The organism is Sorangium sp. So ce295 (assembly GCF_051527405.1).
GTDB lineage: Bacteria > Myxococcota_A > Polyangia > Polyangiales > Polyangiaceae > Sorangium > Sorangium cellulosum_B.
Genome location: NZ_CP150324.1, coordinates 2,632,473 through 2,647,054 on the forward strand (window position 1 = coordinate 2,632,473; position 14,582 = coordinate 2,647,054).

Sequence of the window (14,582 nt, forward strand, 5' to 3'; positions counted from 1 at the left end):
GGTCGAGGCTCTTGGAGGATCGTTGGATGAAGCTTGGGTATTGGATGGTGCTTGCACTTGCGGCTGCCTCGGTGGGCGCAGGTTGCGGTGATGACGAAGGCGCGAGCAGCGGCGTCGGGCCAGGCGGCTCGGGCGGGGCTGGCGCTGGAGGCGGAGGCGGCGGAGGCGGAGGCGCTGGAGGCGGAGGCGCCGGCGGAGAGGGCGGCACGAGCGACGGCGGGAGCGGCGGGCAGCCCCCGACGCCGCGGTGCGAGCCGTCCGACCCCGCGCTGGCCGACCGCGACGCGGACGAGCTGTACGCGGCGGAGGAGGTCCCGCGCTTCGACTTCTACCTTCCGGAAGAGCGCTGGGCGGAGCTCAAGGAGAACGCACGCGACGAGCAGTATGTCGAGGCCGAGGCCTGCTACGAGGGCAAGAGCCTGGGCGTGGTCGGCCTGCGGTTCAAGGGCGGTTACGGCACCCTCGCCATGTGCTTCGACGGGGAGGGGAACCTCACCTGTCCGAAGCTCAGCATGAAGGTGAAGTTCGACGAGGTCGTCGACGGACAGCGCTTCTACGCGCAGAAGCGCCTGAACTTCCACTCCATGATCTGGGACCCCACTCGACTCCACGAGCGGATCGCCTATGGCCTGTTCCGGGAGATGGGCGTCGCCGCCCCGCGGAGCGCGTGGGCGACGCTGCGCGTGAACGGCGAGTCCCAAGGGCTCTTCTCGATGGTCGAGGACGTGGACGGCCGCTTCCTGGAACACCACTTCTCCGAGGCCCCGGACGGCGACCTCTACAAGGAAGCGTGGCCGGTCGCGGACGACGCCGGCTACTACGCGGAGCGGATCGAGACGAACGAAGACGTGGCCACGCACGAGCGATTCATCGCGTTCTCGACCGCCCTCGCGTCCGCCGAGGGCGAGCAGAGGCTCACCGCGCTGTCGGAGTGGACGGACATCGAGCAGCTGCAGCGCTACATGGCCGTCGACGAGACGATCGTGAACTGGGACGGCGTCACGACCTACTACGCCACCGAGGCGGGCGCCGCGTTCAACCACAACTTCTACTTCTACGACGAGCCGTCCTCGGGCAAGTTCCACCTCATCCCGTGGGATCTCGATCAGACCCTCGGCCCCAGCACCTACTTCGGCCACGTGCCGCGATGGACGGAGACGCCGGCGGACTGCAGCGCCGTGGTCCCGGTGTTCATGGGCTCCGAGCACGTGCGCCCGCCGGGCTGCGATGCGCTGTTCGCCGCCTTGAACCAGGACGCAGCGGGCTACAAGGCCGCGCTGCAGGCGCTCCACGAGGGCCCGTTCAGCGAGGGGCGGCTCGAGGAGCAGGTCGACAAGTACGCGGCGCTGATCCGCACCGCCGTCGAGGAGGACCCGCTCGGGCCCGGGCTCGCCGGGTGGGAGCCCGCGGTCGAGCGCCTCAGGAACGAGCTGCCGATCCTGCGAGAGCGCCTGGGCCGCTTCGCCGGCGGCACGCCCCTCGCGCCGTTCTCGTTCACCGCGACGGGGATCAACGACTTCGAGGCCGCGGACACGCTCGGGCTGTACGTCGGGACGGTGCTGTCCACCAACAACGCGTCGAGCGCCGTGCAGGGCCTCTCGCAGGAAGATCCGCTGAACGGCGCGCAGAGCATGCTCCTCCGCTTCGACTTCCGCGACGAGGCGTCTCCCTGGGGGCAGTACGTGTACTTCGGGGTGCCTCTCGCCGAGGGCATGATCGACGCGACGGCGCTCGAGGGGGTCCGCTTCTGGGCGCGGGCGGAGGCGGCGCGCGGGATGCGCTTCGACGTCGAGAGCCCGGCGCAGAGCGAAGGGCTCACGGGCGTTCGCCACGGATGGGACGTGCGGCTCACCGCGGAGCCGACGCTGATCGAGCTCAGGTTCGCCGACATGGCGCTCCCGGGCTGGGCCATCGATCAGGGGCGCGACCCGGGCGACGACGTGAACGACGTGCTCCGGTCGATCGTCGGCCTCTCCTTCAGCGCGGAGATGAACGGCGTCCGCGCGAACGGCTTCCTCGGCAAGGACAAGGCCGACTCGGGCACCATCGAGATCGACGACGTCGAGTTCTTCGGGCCGACGTCCGGATCACCCTGAACGACGGATACGGAGGCCCGGGGCCGAGCGCTCCGGGTCTCCGCCCCTCCTGCGGCGGAGCCCGAGGCTCACGGCGAGGAGCAACGCGGCGACGCCGCCGGCGGACGGCGCGTCGCCGCCGAGGCTGCAGCTGCAGCCCGCCGACTCCCCGCTCCCGCTCGCGTCCCCGCCCGCGCCGGTGGCGGGAGCCCCACCCGAGCCTGAAGCGGCGTCCGCGCCCGATCCGGCGTCGCCCGCGCCGACCGAGGCGGCCACGTCGAGCGTCGGACCCGCCGCCGTCGTGCTGGCAGGAGCCGGCGGCTCCTCGGCGCACATGCCGGTCACGCACCGCTCGCCCGCGGGGCACACGACGCCGTCGCAGAGGTCGACGCACGCCCCGCCACGGCACGTGGTGCCCGCGCCGCACGCGACGTCGGCGCACGCGGCCTCGACGCACCGCCCGGTGTCCGCGGCGCAGCGGTCGTCCGAGGGACAGCCCCGGCAGCCGCACTGGACCACGCAGACGCCGCTCTCGCACACCTCGCCCGCGCCGCACGTCACGCCGTCGCACGGATCCAGGCAACGGTCGCCGCGACAGGTCTGGCCGTGCGGGCACACAACGCCGTGGCACGGGGCGCGGCACACGCCGTCATGGCACACCTCGCCGACATCGCAGTTCGCGTCGACGCACGCCTGCTCGACGCACAGGCCCTCCAGGCACACGAGCCCCGGCTCGCACGGGAACTCGGCCGAGCCGCAGCGGTTCACGCAGCGGCCGCGGCTGCACACCTGGTCCTCCGGACAGGGCGCCTCCTCGTCGACGATGTCGTCGCAGTCGTTGTCGATGCCGTCGCACTGCTCGGCCTGGCTGCCAGGCTCGACGATCGGCGTGCAGATCGCCTGTCCCTGCGCGTCGCAGTCGGAGATGCCCGCGCGGCACGCGCCCACGTTCTCCTCGATCTCGCACGGCTGGCCGGCCGCGGAGCACGTGATGCCGGAGAAGCGGAACAGGAAGTCCTCGTAATCGAGATCATTGCCGTTGACGCCCGCGCTGCCGGCGGCGTTCTGGAAATCGAGATCCTCGAACCCCAGGTAGAACGTGTTGGCGAGCTGGTTCGACCTGTAGATGAGATCGGAGTACCAGGGCCCCGGGGTCTCGCACACCGTACACTCCACGTTGAACCGGTGCTCGGTGTAATGGTACTGCGTGGCGTTGCCGTTGCCGGTGCCGTTCGGGTTGGGGATCAGCACGAAGCCGATGAGGCCGCCCGCGTAGGCGGGGTTCTCCCGGATCGAGACGGCCGTCAGCTCGCGCTGCGCGGCGGGCGGCAGGGAGCCAGAGAACGGAAAGAGGATCTGGATATCGCTCTCCGGCGCCGGCGTGCTGAGGTTGGCTCCGGTGTCGACGGGGACGTACCGCGGCGGGTCACCGCTGTCGCGGCCATCGTCGACGTTGTACCAGCCGACCGCGAAGTTGGCGCCGCCCCCCTTCTCGATGTACTTGCCGCTGAACTCGCAGAGCGGTGAGAACACCTGGGGCTCCACCGCGGCGTCGGCCACGACGTCGATCATCTCGTCGAGCATGTCGTTCTTCGTCGAGCCGTTCAGCAGATCGCTCAATCGGCTCGTGACCGCGGGGACGACTGTGCCGTTCGGCTGCACCACATCCGCGCGCGCCGTCCCGCCCGTGCCGAGCGCCACGAAGAGGGCGACACGCCACGCGAGAGAAGACGGTTTGTTGGGGGTCGACCAGCGCATAGGGCTTCTCCTTCCGACAGGACACGTGAGTCGGGATCGTAAATTGGACTCGCGTTTCGCTCTCCTGTCCAGGTGCGGCGCGCCCGCTCGAACCCGAGAATAACGGATGTGGAGGACCAGCCCACGCGAGAGCACTTCGTGCCTGTGCGCACGAGGGCGGGTGAACCCCTTTTTCCAGTGCGCCGGATGACGGGTGATGTGATGACGAGGGGGCGCACGGCGCCGGCTCTGCGCCGCCGTCAGCGTTCTTCACGCGTTCCGTGAGCCGGTGTCCGTTCGAGCCAGCGGGCCGAGCCGTCTCACGATGCGCCGACGGCGGCGGCGCTCACGCCGCGCCGCCGGTGCGCGCCGCGCCCGCCGTCCGGGCCGAGGCGCTCAGCCTTCCTGCTCTGCCGGCTCTTCCCGCCTGCGCGCGAGCGCCGCGAGCTCGCGGACGAGCTCCGGCACCCCCTCGCCCGTCGCGGCGCTGATGAGGTGGAGCTTCACCTTCGCCTTCGCGAACCGCGCCTTGAGCTTCGGGTAGGCCTCGCGCACCTCGGTCAGATCGGCCTTCGTCAGGACGACGATCTCCGGGCGCTCCGCGATCTCCGGGCTGAACTTCTTGAGCTCCTTGCGGAGCGCCCGGTAGTCGGCGAGCGGCTCGCGGCCCTCGCCCGCGTCGAGCGTCACGAGGTGGAGGAGCGCCCGCGTCCGCTCCACGTGCTTCAGGAACTGGATGCCGAGCCCGACCCCCTCGCTCGCGCCCGGGACCAGCCCGGGGATGTCCGCGATGACGAAGCTCGACCCGCCTGCCCGGACGCCGCCCCCGATCTCGACCATGCCCAGGATCGGGGTGAGCGTCGTGAACGGGTAGTCGCCGATCTTGGGCCGGGCCGCCGAGACGGCCGCGACGAAGGTGCTCTTGCCGGCGTTGGGGAAGCCGAGCAGGCCGATGTCGGCGAGCACCTTCAGCTCGAGGCGGAGCTCGCGGGCCTCGCCCGGCTCGCCCGGCTCGGCGCGCCGCGGGGCCCTGTCGTGCGGCGACTTGAAGTGCAGGTTGCCGCGGCCCCCCTTGCCGCCGCGGGCGACGATGACCCGCTGGCCTTGCTCGGTCACGTCGGCGATCAGCTCGCCGCTCTCCGCGTCGAAGATCTGCGTCCCCACGGGGAGCTTCTCGACCCGGTCGGCGCCGGCGCGCCCGTGGCAGTCGCTCCCCATCCCGTGCTCGCCCCGGTCGGCCTCGATCGTGCGCGCGTAGGTGAAGTCGAGTAGCGTGGACAGGCCTCCGTCGCCCACGAAGACGACGTCCCCGCCGCGGCCGCCGTCTCCACCCGCGGGGCCCCCGAACGGGATGTACTTCTCACGACGGAATGCGATCGCTCCATTGCCGCCATCCCCGGCGATCACCTTCAGACGGCACCGATCGACGAACCGCATGACGGCGGCTCATAGCATACAATTTAGGAAAGACCCCAAAGCGGAAGGGCGCCCCGCGCATCGGGCCGCCCGCCGGACCGCTCGCCCAGGAGACCCCAGGTGCCCGCTCGAATCCTGATCGTGGACGACAACACGAGCCTCGCCGGAAACCTCCGCGAGGTCCTCGAGGGCGCGCGCGAGCTCGACGTGGAGGTCGCCCTCGCGCCCAACGGCAAGCAGGGGCTCGCGGCGGCCCGGCGCGACGGGTTCGACGTCGCGGTCGTCGACGTCAAGCTGCCGGACGCGAGCGGCCTCGAGCTCATCGCCCCGCTCCGCGCCGCCGCCCCCCACGGCGAGATCGTCCTCGTGACCGGCTTCGCGACCGTCGACGCCGCCATGGCCGCGCTCCGCGCCGGCGCCTTCGCCTTCATCCTCAAGTCGTTCCGCCCCGAGGAGCTCATCTCCACCGTGGCCCAGGCGATCGAGAAGATCTCGCTGAAGCGGGAGCGGGAAGAGCTCGAGCGCCGGTACCGGGCGATCATCGACGCGGCGGACGTGCTCATCCTCGGCCTGAACGCCGGCGGCAGCGTCGCGCTCTTCAACCCGCGCCTGTCCGCGCTGACCGGCCTGTCCCGCGACGCCGCGCTCGGCATGGCGTTCTGCGAGGCGCTCGTCGACGAGCCCGATCAGCGCCGGTTCAACCAGTCGTTCCTGAGCGTTGTCGAGGGCGACGCCGCCGCCGAGGTCGAGGTCGGCGTCCGGGACGCGGTGGGCGCCGTCCGCCGCGTGCGCTGGCACCTCTCCGGCGTCCGCGGCGGCGGGCGCGGCGGCAGGACCGACCTCGTCTACGGCATCGGCATCGACGTGACCGAGCGGCGCGCCCTGGAGCGGCGGGCCGCCGACGCCGAGGCCCTGAACGCCATGGCCCCGCTCGCCCTCGGGCTCGCCCACGAGATCAGGAACCCGCTGAACGCCGCGGTCCTGGAGCTCCACCTGCTCAGCCGCGGCATCGACCGCCTCTCCGACGAGGCGATCCGCGAGCCCATGAAGCGGCGCGTCGGCATCGTCGAGGCGGAGATCGCCCGCCTGGGCCGGCTCCTCGGCGAGTTCCTCGAGCTCGCCCGGCCGCGCGCGCCCCACCGGGAGCCCGTCGATCTGGCCCGCGTCGTGCGCGACGTGCTCGACCTCGAGGAGGAGGCGTTCGCGAGCCACCACGTCGAGGTCGTCCGCGATCTGGCGGACGACTGCTTCGCGCTGGGCGACGTCGAGAAGCTCAAGCAGGTGGTCTTGAACCTCGTCGTCAACGCGCTCGACGTGATGCCCGACGGCGGGGTCTTGCGGGCGTGCGCGTCGGGGGACGCGCACGAGGTGTGGCTGTCGATCGGGGACACGGGGCCAGGGATCGCGCCGACGATCCTCGCCGAGATCTTCGATCCGTTCTTCACCACGAAGGCGGCGGGCACCGGCCTAGGGCTCGCGATCGTCCGGAAGATCGTCGATCAGCACGCGGGCCGCGTGGATGTCGACGCGCACGCCGCCGACGGCACGACGGTCCGGGTGAGCCTCCCCCGCTTCGTCCCCGAGCCCGTCGAGCGCCCGATCGGCTCGTCACCCCCCCGCGGCGCTGGCAGCTGATGGGGCCGCCGCGGCGGCCCCACGTCGCTCAGCCGACGATGCGCATCGGGGGCTTCAGGGGAAGGGGAGGCTTGGAGCCGGGGGCGGAGGGGATCGCGGAGGGGGCGGGCTTGGGCACCTCGCCCTCGAGGGCGGCGAGCGCGACGAACAGCCGGTCCATGCCGTAGTCGAGGGCCACCTCGCGCTGGAAGACGTGGGCGACCTTGATGAGGCGCAACGACGTCTGCTTGCCGAGGTCGATCTCGCGCTCGAGGAACGCCTCGAACGAGCCGTAGCCCTTCGCCTGATACAGCTCCTGCTGCTGGATCTCGGCGAGCACCACCCCGATATCGAAGAACCCCTTGTCGAGCCGCTTGCGGAGCGTGCGGATCTTCTGGGTCTGGTTGTGGAGCTCGGCGATCTTCGCCTTGATCTCCTCGGCGCCGCTCGGCACGCGGATGGTCGCCCGGGCGCTGCCAGGGGGCGCCGGCTCCGCGGCCCGGGCCCGCGCCTCGGCGGCGTGCTTCGCGGCGTGCCGCGCAGCCCATGGCGCAGCGCCACGGAGGCCGAGCTTACGCTTCGACGCGCTCGACGCCGATTTCGAATCTTCCTTGATTACCGGATTCACGGGCTTGGCAAGCTGAGCTTCTGCGCCCCCCTTGCTGCTCGAAGAGGCCTTCTTCTTCATACCCGTCGCCTTCTCGGAGCTGCCCTGCTTTGTGATCTTCGGCATGTCGCTGCGTCCCCCGCTGGGTACGAGATCGTCGCGGCCCTTCGCCTCAAGCGCGCGCCGCCCGCGCGGCGGTAAAGACCCGCACGGCTGTCAAGCCCAATTGGCTCACCAGGTCGTCGCCTTACCAAAAAATCGACCACCCCGTCCACTAAGTTTCGGGGAGGCTTTTCGCTTTCCCGAAGGGCAGCATGACCCAAGATCGGTCCGGGAGCCAAAACCAGCGAGCATCGCACGCTATCGGGCCTCGCGGAAAGTCGGTCGTCGGGCGGACCGCTGGGTCGCGCCGGTCACATCGGTCCACGATCGCCGGCCCCGGCGGGCTCGGCGCTGCGATCCGGCGTAGGCCACGCCCGCGGCGCCTGCCGCGCGCAGGCCGCCGGCCGGGCAGTTGGTCATCCAGCAGCCATCCAGCGCATCCCGCGCGATCCCGCGTCATCCCGCGCTCCAAGCGAAGGGGTGGGTCGTGGTAGATCGCGGTGCATGACCTCTCCGCCCGCCGGTCGCGGCCCCGCCGATGACGTCCCCAAGGCCGCGGTCGCTGATGCGCCGCGTCGTGCGAGCGAGATACCGCGAGGCGCGGCGAGCAGCCGGATTGCCGTGGTGGTGAACGGCAACGCCAAGAGCGTGACTGCGGAGGTGATCGAGACGCTCGATCAGATCCTTGACACGGGGGATCTGTTCGTCTCGCGGCGGGTGGAGGAGAGCGAGGGCATCGCGCGGATCCTGGTCGACCGGGGTTACGGCACGATCCTCACGGGCGGCGGCGACGGGACGTTCACGGTGGTGGTGACGGCCGTGGTGAACGAGGCGAAGCGGCGCGGGCTGCCGCTGCCGCGGTTCGGGCTGCTCCGCCTGGGGACGGGCAACTCGCTGGCGTGGGTGCTCGGCGCGTCCGGCGGCGCGGGCGCGAAGCCCGGGCTCGCTGTCGACCTCCAGCGGCTCCGCGCCGAGGCCGGGAGCCGGAACCTGCGGCTCGTGGAGGCCGAGGACATCCTGTCGCCGTTCTGCGGCTTCGGGATCGATGCGGTGATGCTCCGCGACTACAACGCGGTGAAGTCGGCGCTCGCGCGGGGGCCGCTGAAGCGGCTCGCGCCGGGGCCGGTGGCGTACGCCGTCGCCGCGACGACGCGGACGATCCCGAGCTACCTCGTGCGGCGAACACCGCACTGCCGCATCATCAACGAGGGCAACGACGCGATCCGCGTCGGCGAGAAGGGGGCGATGCTGGGGGCGCCCATCAAGAAGGGCGGCGTCATCTACGAGGGGCCGGCGAAGATCGCGGCGCTGTCGACGATCCCCTATTACGGCTTCGGCTTCCGGATGTTCCCCTATGCGGACGATCGCCAGGACCGGATGCAGCTGCGCGTGTCGGTCGTCTCGCCGTTCACGTTCGTGCGGAACTTCTCGAGCATCTGGAGCGGCGAGTACGACGACCTGGAGACGGTGTTCGATTACTTCGTGGACGAGGTCACGATCGAGATGGACCCGGTGACGAGCTTCCAGATCGGCGGCGACGTCCGCGGGGAGCGATCACGGGTGCGCGTGCGCCTGACCGAGCCGATCCGGATCGTCGATTTCTACGCGCCGCCGCGCGGATAAGGCTCACCCGTCCGGCAGGGCGTGAGACGACACGGATTGGACCAGAGTGGCACGACTCGCGTCGTGCTCCTGGCGCAGGGTGGCACGTCGGGGCGCTTCAGGGGCTCCTGGTGCCATGATCCCCGGGGATTTCGCGGGATGAGCGGGCGGCGAGGGGCTGGCGCAACGCTTGCTCCGGGTCTGTGCCATGAACATCAAGCTGACCATTCTTCGCTCCGGTTCGATGGGAATTGCCTCGCTTGCGCTCCTCCTCGGCGTGGCGTCGATCGGCGCTGGATGCGCCGCGCAGGTGACAGAAGGGGAAAGCGGTGAGGGCACCGACGAGGGCGCGCTCGAAGGCGAGGAGCTCGAAGGGGAGGAGGCCGAGGCGGCGTGTGAGATCGGCGAGTCCCGGAGCTGCACCGCCAACGGGACGGAGGGCTTCGAGCAATGCGAGAACATCGACGGGGTGGCGACCTGGACCGGGTGCCAGGCGGGCGGCGGCGCCGCCAGCACGCCGCTCGTGCTCTCGTTCGAGCAGCGGCCGGTCGAGTACGTGACCGCGATGAGCGGCGCCTTCGATCTGAGCGGGCTCGGGGCCACGATCGCCACCGACTGGCCGACCGCGGCGACGCCGTGGCTCGCGCTCGATCGGGACGGCAACGGGGCGATCGACGGCGGCGAGGAGCTGTTCGGCTCGGCGACGGTGCTCTCGGGCGGCGCCCGCGCGGACAACGGGTTCACCGCGCTCCGCGAGCTCGACACCGACGGAGACGGCCGGATCACGGCGCGGGACGAGGCGTGGTCGCGGCTCGTGCTCTGGAGCGACCGCGACGCGAACCGCGCGTCGAGCGCCGGCGAGCTCGAGCCGATCGCGTCGCGCGGGCTCGTCGCGATCGAGCTCTCGTACGGGCGCGAGCGGCGCTGTGACGCGCGCGGCAACTGCGAGATCGAGCGGGCCTCGTTCACGTTCTCGGAGGGCGCCTCGACGCGGACGGGCGCGGTCGTCGACGTGCACCTGCGCTGGCAGTGACGCCGCCGCGGGGCGGCGCGGAGCTGCCGGGCGATCAGTCGTAGTACTCGTTGCCCAGGTGCGTGATGAGGTCCTCCCCCATGAGCCAGCGCATCGTGTTCTTGAGCTTCATCGACTGGATGAAGAGATCGTGCTCCGGGTACAGGGCCGGCGCGGTCATGGGGCTCTTGAAGTAGAAGCTGAGCCACTCCTGCGTGCCGCGCAGCCCGGCGCGCTGCGCGAGATCGAGGAGGAGCGCCAGGTCGAGCACGAGGGGCGCGGCGAGGATCGAGTCGCGGCAGAGGAAGTTTAACTTCACCTGCATCGGGTAGCCGAGCCAGCCGACGAGATCGATGTTGTCCCACCCCTCCTTGGCGTCGCCCCGAGGGGGGTAGTACTCGATTCGCACCTTGTGGAAGAGCTTGCCATAGAGCTCGCCGTGGACGTGCGGCTGGAGGATGTGCTCGAGCACCCCGAGCTTCGAGACCTCCTTCGATCGGAACGAGTCCGGGTCGTCGAGCACCTCGCCGTCGCGGTTGCCGAGGATGTTCGTCGAGAACCACCCCGCGACGCCGAGCATCCTCGCCTTGAGCCCCGGGGCGATCACCGTCTTCATCAGGGTCTGGCCGGTCTTGAAGTCCTTGCCGGCGATGGGGACCTCCTGCTTGCTCGCGAGCTCCCACGCGGCCGGGAAATCGACCGTCAGGTTCGGGGCGCCGTTCGCGAACGGGACGCGCTCCTTCAGGCAGGCCCACGCGTAGATCTGGGAGCTCGAGATCGCCGGGTGGTCCTCGGCGAGGCCCGCCTCGAAGCGCGCGACGGAGGAGTGGACCTCCGCGGGCGCGATATAGACCTCGGTCGATCCGCACCAGACGGCGACGGCGCGCGCAGCGCCGCTGTCGCGCAGGAAGGCGCGGATATCCTCCCGGACCTGCTCGACCATCGCGGCCTTGCTCGCGCCCTTCTTCACGTGGTTGCCGTGGAGCCGCCGGACGTACTGCGGGTAGAACACCGCGGGCATCGGGCGGATCCGCTCGAGCTCCTCGCGGACGGCGTCGAGGTGGCGGTGCTCGAGCACGTCCGCGTGCCGCGCCGACTCGTAGGCGTTGTCGGGGAAGATGTCCCACGCGCCGAACACCAGCTGATCGAGCGCCGCGATCGGCAGGAAATCCTTGATCCTGGGCGCGCGTTCGTCGGTGCGCCGGCCGAGCCGGATCGTGCCCATCTGGGTGAGCGACCCGATGGGCGCCGCGAGCCCGCGCCGCGCGAGCAGGGCGCCCGCGATGGTCGTCGTGGAGACGGCGCCCAGCCCCGGCAGCAGGACCCCGAGCTTGCCCTCCGCGGTCTTGATCTCTTTCGGCTGCTTCACGTGACGTGTTCCCCCCGTGGTCGTGGGCGCTCGCCGGGCGAGGGCGGGATCTGCCGGCGCCGTGGGCACGGCGAGCGCGAGGTCGGTCGAGGCCGCGCGGCGCTGCGACCCGCCGGGAGCATGAAGCTCGAGGGCCGCGATCACCACGGGCCCGGCGCGCGCGCGGTGGCGTTTCCTGCGGGCGCCCTTCGCGCGTTTCCGGCGCTCCCTTCCTCCCGGCGCCTCGGACGGCGGCACGAGGTGCTGCCACGAGAGGGCATGTTCGCGACGCGCCGGGCAACCCCGGCGGGCGATCGCGATCAAGGCGAGGGGCGCGGGTAGCCGGCGGCGGGGGTCATCGCCTCGATCCAGGCGCGGATCGCGGCGACGGCCTCCTCGTCGACGCGCCGGGTCGCGAGCGGCGGCATCTGCTCGGGCGGCGCGCCGGGCACGTCGCGCCGGGACATGCTGCGGAGCACGGCGCTGCGATCCGGATCGAGGGGCCTCAGCCGGTCATAGCGGGCTCCCGGCGGCGCTCCGGGCGGGCGGACCTTCGCGGGCTGGTTGATCGCCGTCTGGTAGACGCGCGTGCCGGGCACGTCGCCCACCCGGCCGGCGGCGTCGATGTCGAGGCGCATCTCGAAGTGCGTCGCGACGCCGCGCGGGTGGTGGCACGAGACGCCGCAGTTGACGTGCAGCAGGCCGAGGGCGCGCCGCTCCGTCGCGGTCCCGGGCACCTCGAGCGCGGCCGCGTCGGGGAGCGGGCCGCCGGAGGTCGTCGACAGGAGGCCGCGCTCGACGAGCTCGGCATACGTCAGGCCGCCGGCGCCCCGCGCGGCGAGCTGGATCGCCTCGAATCCAAGCGGGTTGTCGGTCTTGCCAGCGTGGCAACGGATGCAGTCGACCTGCGCCGGGATCGCATAGTCGGGGGCGCCGGGGACGTGGGGGACACCGGCCTTCACCTGCATCGCGCTCGCTCCGTCCTCCGACCAGGCGTAGGTGGCGCGCGTCCAGCGATCCTCCGCGGTCTTCCACAGGAACCTCGTCTCGATACGGCGGCTCGCGCCGGTGACGGGCAGACGGAACTCCTTCCACAGCTTTGTGCCGACAGGAAAGGTCCAGTCGTTCATCCGGGAGACATCGATGGTCGCGCCCAGAGGGAGGTAGATCCACCGCGTCTTTTCGGCGCCGTCGCTCCAGAGCTCGAAGGCCGGCTTGAACTCGCGGACACCCGCCGCGATCGTGCGCGCGCCGGGGTCGCTGTAAAGCCCGGTGCAGCGGAGATCGTGAGGATCGGTGTCGCCGTCCTTGCAAGGCGGCAGGCCTCCGGGCGCCTGGGCCGCGCCCTGGCCGGGGCGATCGCCTGTGCCGGGTGCGCGCGTGGTGGTCGCGGCCGCCGGGCCGGCCTGGTCCGGTGGGGTGGGGAGAGGTTCGGGCCGGGGCGCCTCCTGCGCGCCGCAGCCGCCGCAGCCGGCCAGCAGCAGCGACGCGGCCACGGCTTGCCAGGCGCGGCCTCTCGTGGTGAAGGTGGAGAGGGAGGTGCCCGCTTGCCCGAGAGACCGAGCCACCGGCGCGTCGTGGGGCGCGCTGCTTATGCGACGAGAGCGTGCCATCGGACCGCCTGGTGCCTCCTGCTGGCTGGCAGTGTAGCCGCCTGCGACAGGCGCGTGCAGGTCGCGGGGCCGCCCGAGGAGCCTCGCGAGGGCGGCCCTCCCGGCCAGGCCGCGGCGGGGAGCCCGGTCCAGGCGGCTCAGGGGGGCACGGGGGCGCCTGGCGCGGCGATCGCCGCGCAAGGCACGCCGGCGGCGCAGGGGGCGCCCGCCGCCCACGGCGCCCCGCCGGCGCAGGGGGCGCCCGCGAGCGCCGCGGAGCTCGCTCGCCCGGCGAAGTGCGGGGGCGTCCCGCAGCTGAAGCTCACCCTGGTGGCGAGCGGGCTCGATCAGCCGACGTATGTCGCCGGGCCGCCCGGCGATCCGTCGCGCCTCCTCGTGCTCGAAAAGACCGGCGTCGTCCGGCTCATCAAGGGCGGCGCCCTCCAGCAGGCGCCGTTCCTCGACGTGCGCTCGCGCGTGTTCTTTCCGGCGCCGAACGCGGAGGGCGGACTGCTCGGGCTCGCGTTCCACCCGGACTACGCGAACAACGGGCGCTTCTGGCTCCACTACTCGTCGGCCCCGCGCGGCAACGTGGTGATCGAGGAGTGGAAGCGCGCGGCGCAGGGCGGCGACTCCGCCCATCCCGAGCCGGTCAGGTCGCTGGTCGACGTGAAGCACGGCGCCTGGAACCACGTCGGCGGGATGCTCGCCTTCGGCAAGGACGGCTATCTCTACGCCGCGATCGGCGACTCCGCGCGATCGCCGAGCCCCGCGGCCGATCTCACCTCGAAGCTCGGCAAGATCCTCCGCATCGACGTCGATCAGCCGGGCAAGGCGCCGGCGGGCAACATGACCAGCGGCGACCCGATGATCTGGGATTACGGGCTCAGGAACCCGTGGCGGTTCAGCTTCGACCGGCTCACCGGGGACATGTACATCGGCGACGTCGGCCAGAAGAGCTGGGAAGAGATCCTGGTGGAGCGCCCTGGCCAGGGCCGGAACGATTACGGCTGGGAGGCGATGGAGGGCGCCCACTGCTACCCTCCTGGCGCGACGTGCAAGCCGCGCGGTCTCCCGCCCGCGGTCGAGCACCCGCGGAGCGAGGCGGGCTCCATCGTCGGCGGCTATGTCTACCGCGGGGCGAAGATCCCGTGCCTGCGCGGCCGCTATCTCTATGGCGACTACGTGACGGGCCGCTTCTTCTCCTTCGTGTGGGACGGCAAGGCCGCGACCGATCGCGTCGAGCTGACCTCGGCGTTGAACCCCAACGGACTCCCGGCCTCGTTCGGCGAGGACGCGGCCGGGGAGGTCTATGTGGTGATGTTCAACACGGGGCGCGTCTACCGGCTCGATCCGGGCTGAAGGAGGCTCCAACCCGGCGCGATCGATAGCGGGCAGGAAGTCCGGGCGCCGCGCCACGAGCTCGCTGCGGGCCGCCGTCGCCGGACGGACGCGCCCCGGACGTGGACGTGCCGTC

Annotated in this window: 10 protein-coding genes; 5 read left to right on the top strand and 5 right to left on the bottom strand. The window is 71.6% G+C overall.

The window, feature by feature from the left end:
• The first annotated feature begins 26 nt into the window (after positions 1–26).
• Entirely contained in the window at positions 27–2,096 is a 2,070-nt protein-coding gene (locus WMF11_RS10075) for a CotH kinase family protein (protein WP_437977292.1), read from the top strand.
• Here the strand turns inward: WMF11_RS10075 and WMF11_RS10080 are convergent.
• On the bottom strand, positions 2,088–3,833 hold the full coding sequence (locus tag WMF11_RS10080; protein ID WP_437977293.1) for a hypothetical protein: 1,746 nt from the start codon (positions 3,831–3,833) through the stop codon (positions 2,088–2,090). The two genes, WMF11_RS10075 and WMF11_RS10080, sit on opposite strands and share 9 nt — an antisense overlap.
• 375 nt (positions 3,834–4,208) lie before the next feature.
• On the bottom strand, positions 4,209–5,249 hold the full coding sequence (obgE, locus tag WMF11_RS10085; RefSeq protein ID WP_437551339.1) for a GTPase ObgE: 1,041 nt from the start codon (positions 5,247–5,249) through the stop codon (positions 4,209–4,211).
• 99 nt (positions 5,250–5,348) lie between these two features.
• Here obgE and WMF11_RS10090 point away from each other — a divergent pair, with 99 nt between their 5' ends.
• A complete protein-coding gene (locus tag WMF11_RS10090) occupies positions 5,349–6,863 on the top strand; it encodes an ATP-binding protein (RefSeq protein WP_437977294.1) in 1,515 nt (504 codons plus the stop codon).
• Between the two features lie 28 nt (positions 6,864–6,891).
• Here WMF11_RS10090 and WMF11_RS10095 read toward each other — a convergent pair whose 3' ends face one another.
• On the bottom strand, positions 6,892–7,575 hold the full coding sequence (locus WMF11_RS10095) for a hypothetical protein (RefSeq protein WP_012234436.1): 684 nt from the start codon (positions 7,573–7,575) through the stop codon (positions 6,892–6,894).
• A 480-nt stretch (positions 7,576–8,055) separates the two neighbouring features.
• Between WMF11_RS10095 and WMF11_RS10100 the strand changes: the two genes are divergently transcribed.
• A complete protein-coding gene (locus tag WMF11_RS10100; protein WP_437551343.1) occupies positions 8,056–9,174 on the top strand; it encodes a diacylglycerol/lipid kinase family protein in 1,119 nt (372 codons plus the stop codon).
• Between the two features lie 187 nt (positions 9,175–9,361).
• Complete coding sequence (locus WMF11_RS10105; RefSeq protein ID WP_437977295.1) at positions 9,362–10,186, top strand: calcium-binding protein; 825 nt, start codon at positions 9,362–9,364, stop codon at positions 10,184–10,186.
• Positions 10,187–10,220: 34 nt separating this feature from the next.
• Here WMF11_RS10105 and WMF11_RS10110 read toward each other — a convergent pair whose 3' ends face one another.
• A complete protein-coding gene (locus WMF11_RS10110) occupies positions 10,221–11,534 on the bottom strand; it encodes an inositol-3-phosphate synthase (protein ID WP_437910969.1) in 1,314 nt (437 codons plus the stop codon).
• Positions 11,535–11,833: 299 nt separating this feature from the next.
• A complete protein-coding gene (locus tag WMF11_RS10115; RefSeq protein ID WP_437977296.1) occupies positions 11,834–13,081 on the bottom strand; it encodes a hypothetical protein in 1,248 nt (415 codons plus the stop codon).
• Between WMF11_RS10115 and WMF11_RS10120 the strand changes: the two genes are divergently transcribed.
• Complete coding sequence (locus WMF11_RS10120; RefSeq protein WP_437977297.1) at positions 13,061–14,467, top strand: PQQ-dependent sugar dehydrogenase; 1,407 nt, start codon at positions 13,061–13,063, stop codon at positions 14,465–14,467. The genes WMF11_RS10115 and WMF11_RS10120 overlap by 21 nt on opposite strands.
• The last annotated feature ends 115 nt before the right edge of the window (positions 14,468–14,582 follow it).

Bases quoted from the DNA above. Each gene is read 5' to 3' on its own strand.
- WMF11_RS10075 (WP_437977292.1), top strand. From the start codon at position 27: ATGAAGCTTGGGTATTGGATGGTGCTTGCACTTGCGGCTGCCTCGGTG.
- WMF11_RS10080 (WP_437977293.1), bottom strand. From the start codon at position 3,833: ATGCGCTGGTCGACCCCCAACAAACCGTCTTCTCTCGCGTGGCGTGTC.
- obgE (WP_437551339.1), bottom strand. From the start codon at position 5,249: ATGCGGTTCGTCGATCGGTGCCGTCTGAAGGTGATCGCCGGGGATGGC.
- WMF11_RS10095 (WP_012234436.1), bottom strand. From the start codon at position 7,575: ATGCCGAAGATCACAAAGCAGGGCAGCTCCGAGAAGGCGACGGGTATG.
- WMF11_RS10100 (WP_437551343.1), top strand. From the start codon at position 8,056: ATGACCTCTCCGCCCGCCGGTCGCGGCCCCGCCGATGACGTCCCCAAG.
- WMF11_RS10105 (WP_437977295.1), top strand. From the start codon at position 9,362: ATGAACATCAAGCTGACCATTCTTCGCTCCGGTTCGATGGGAATTGCC.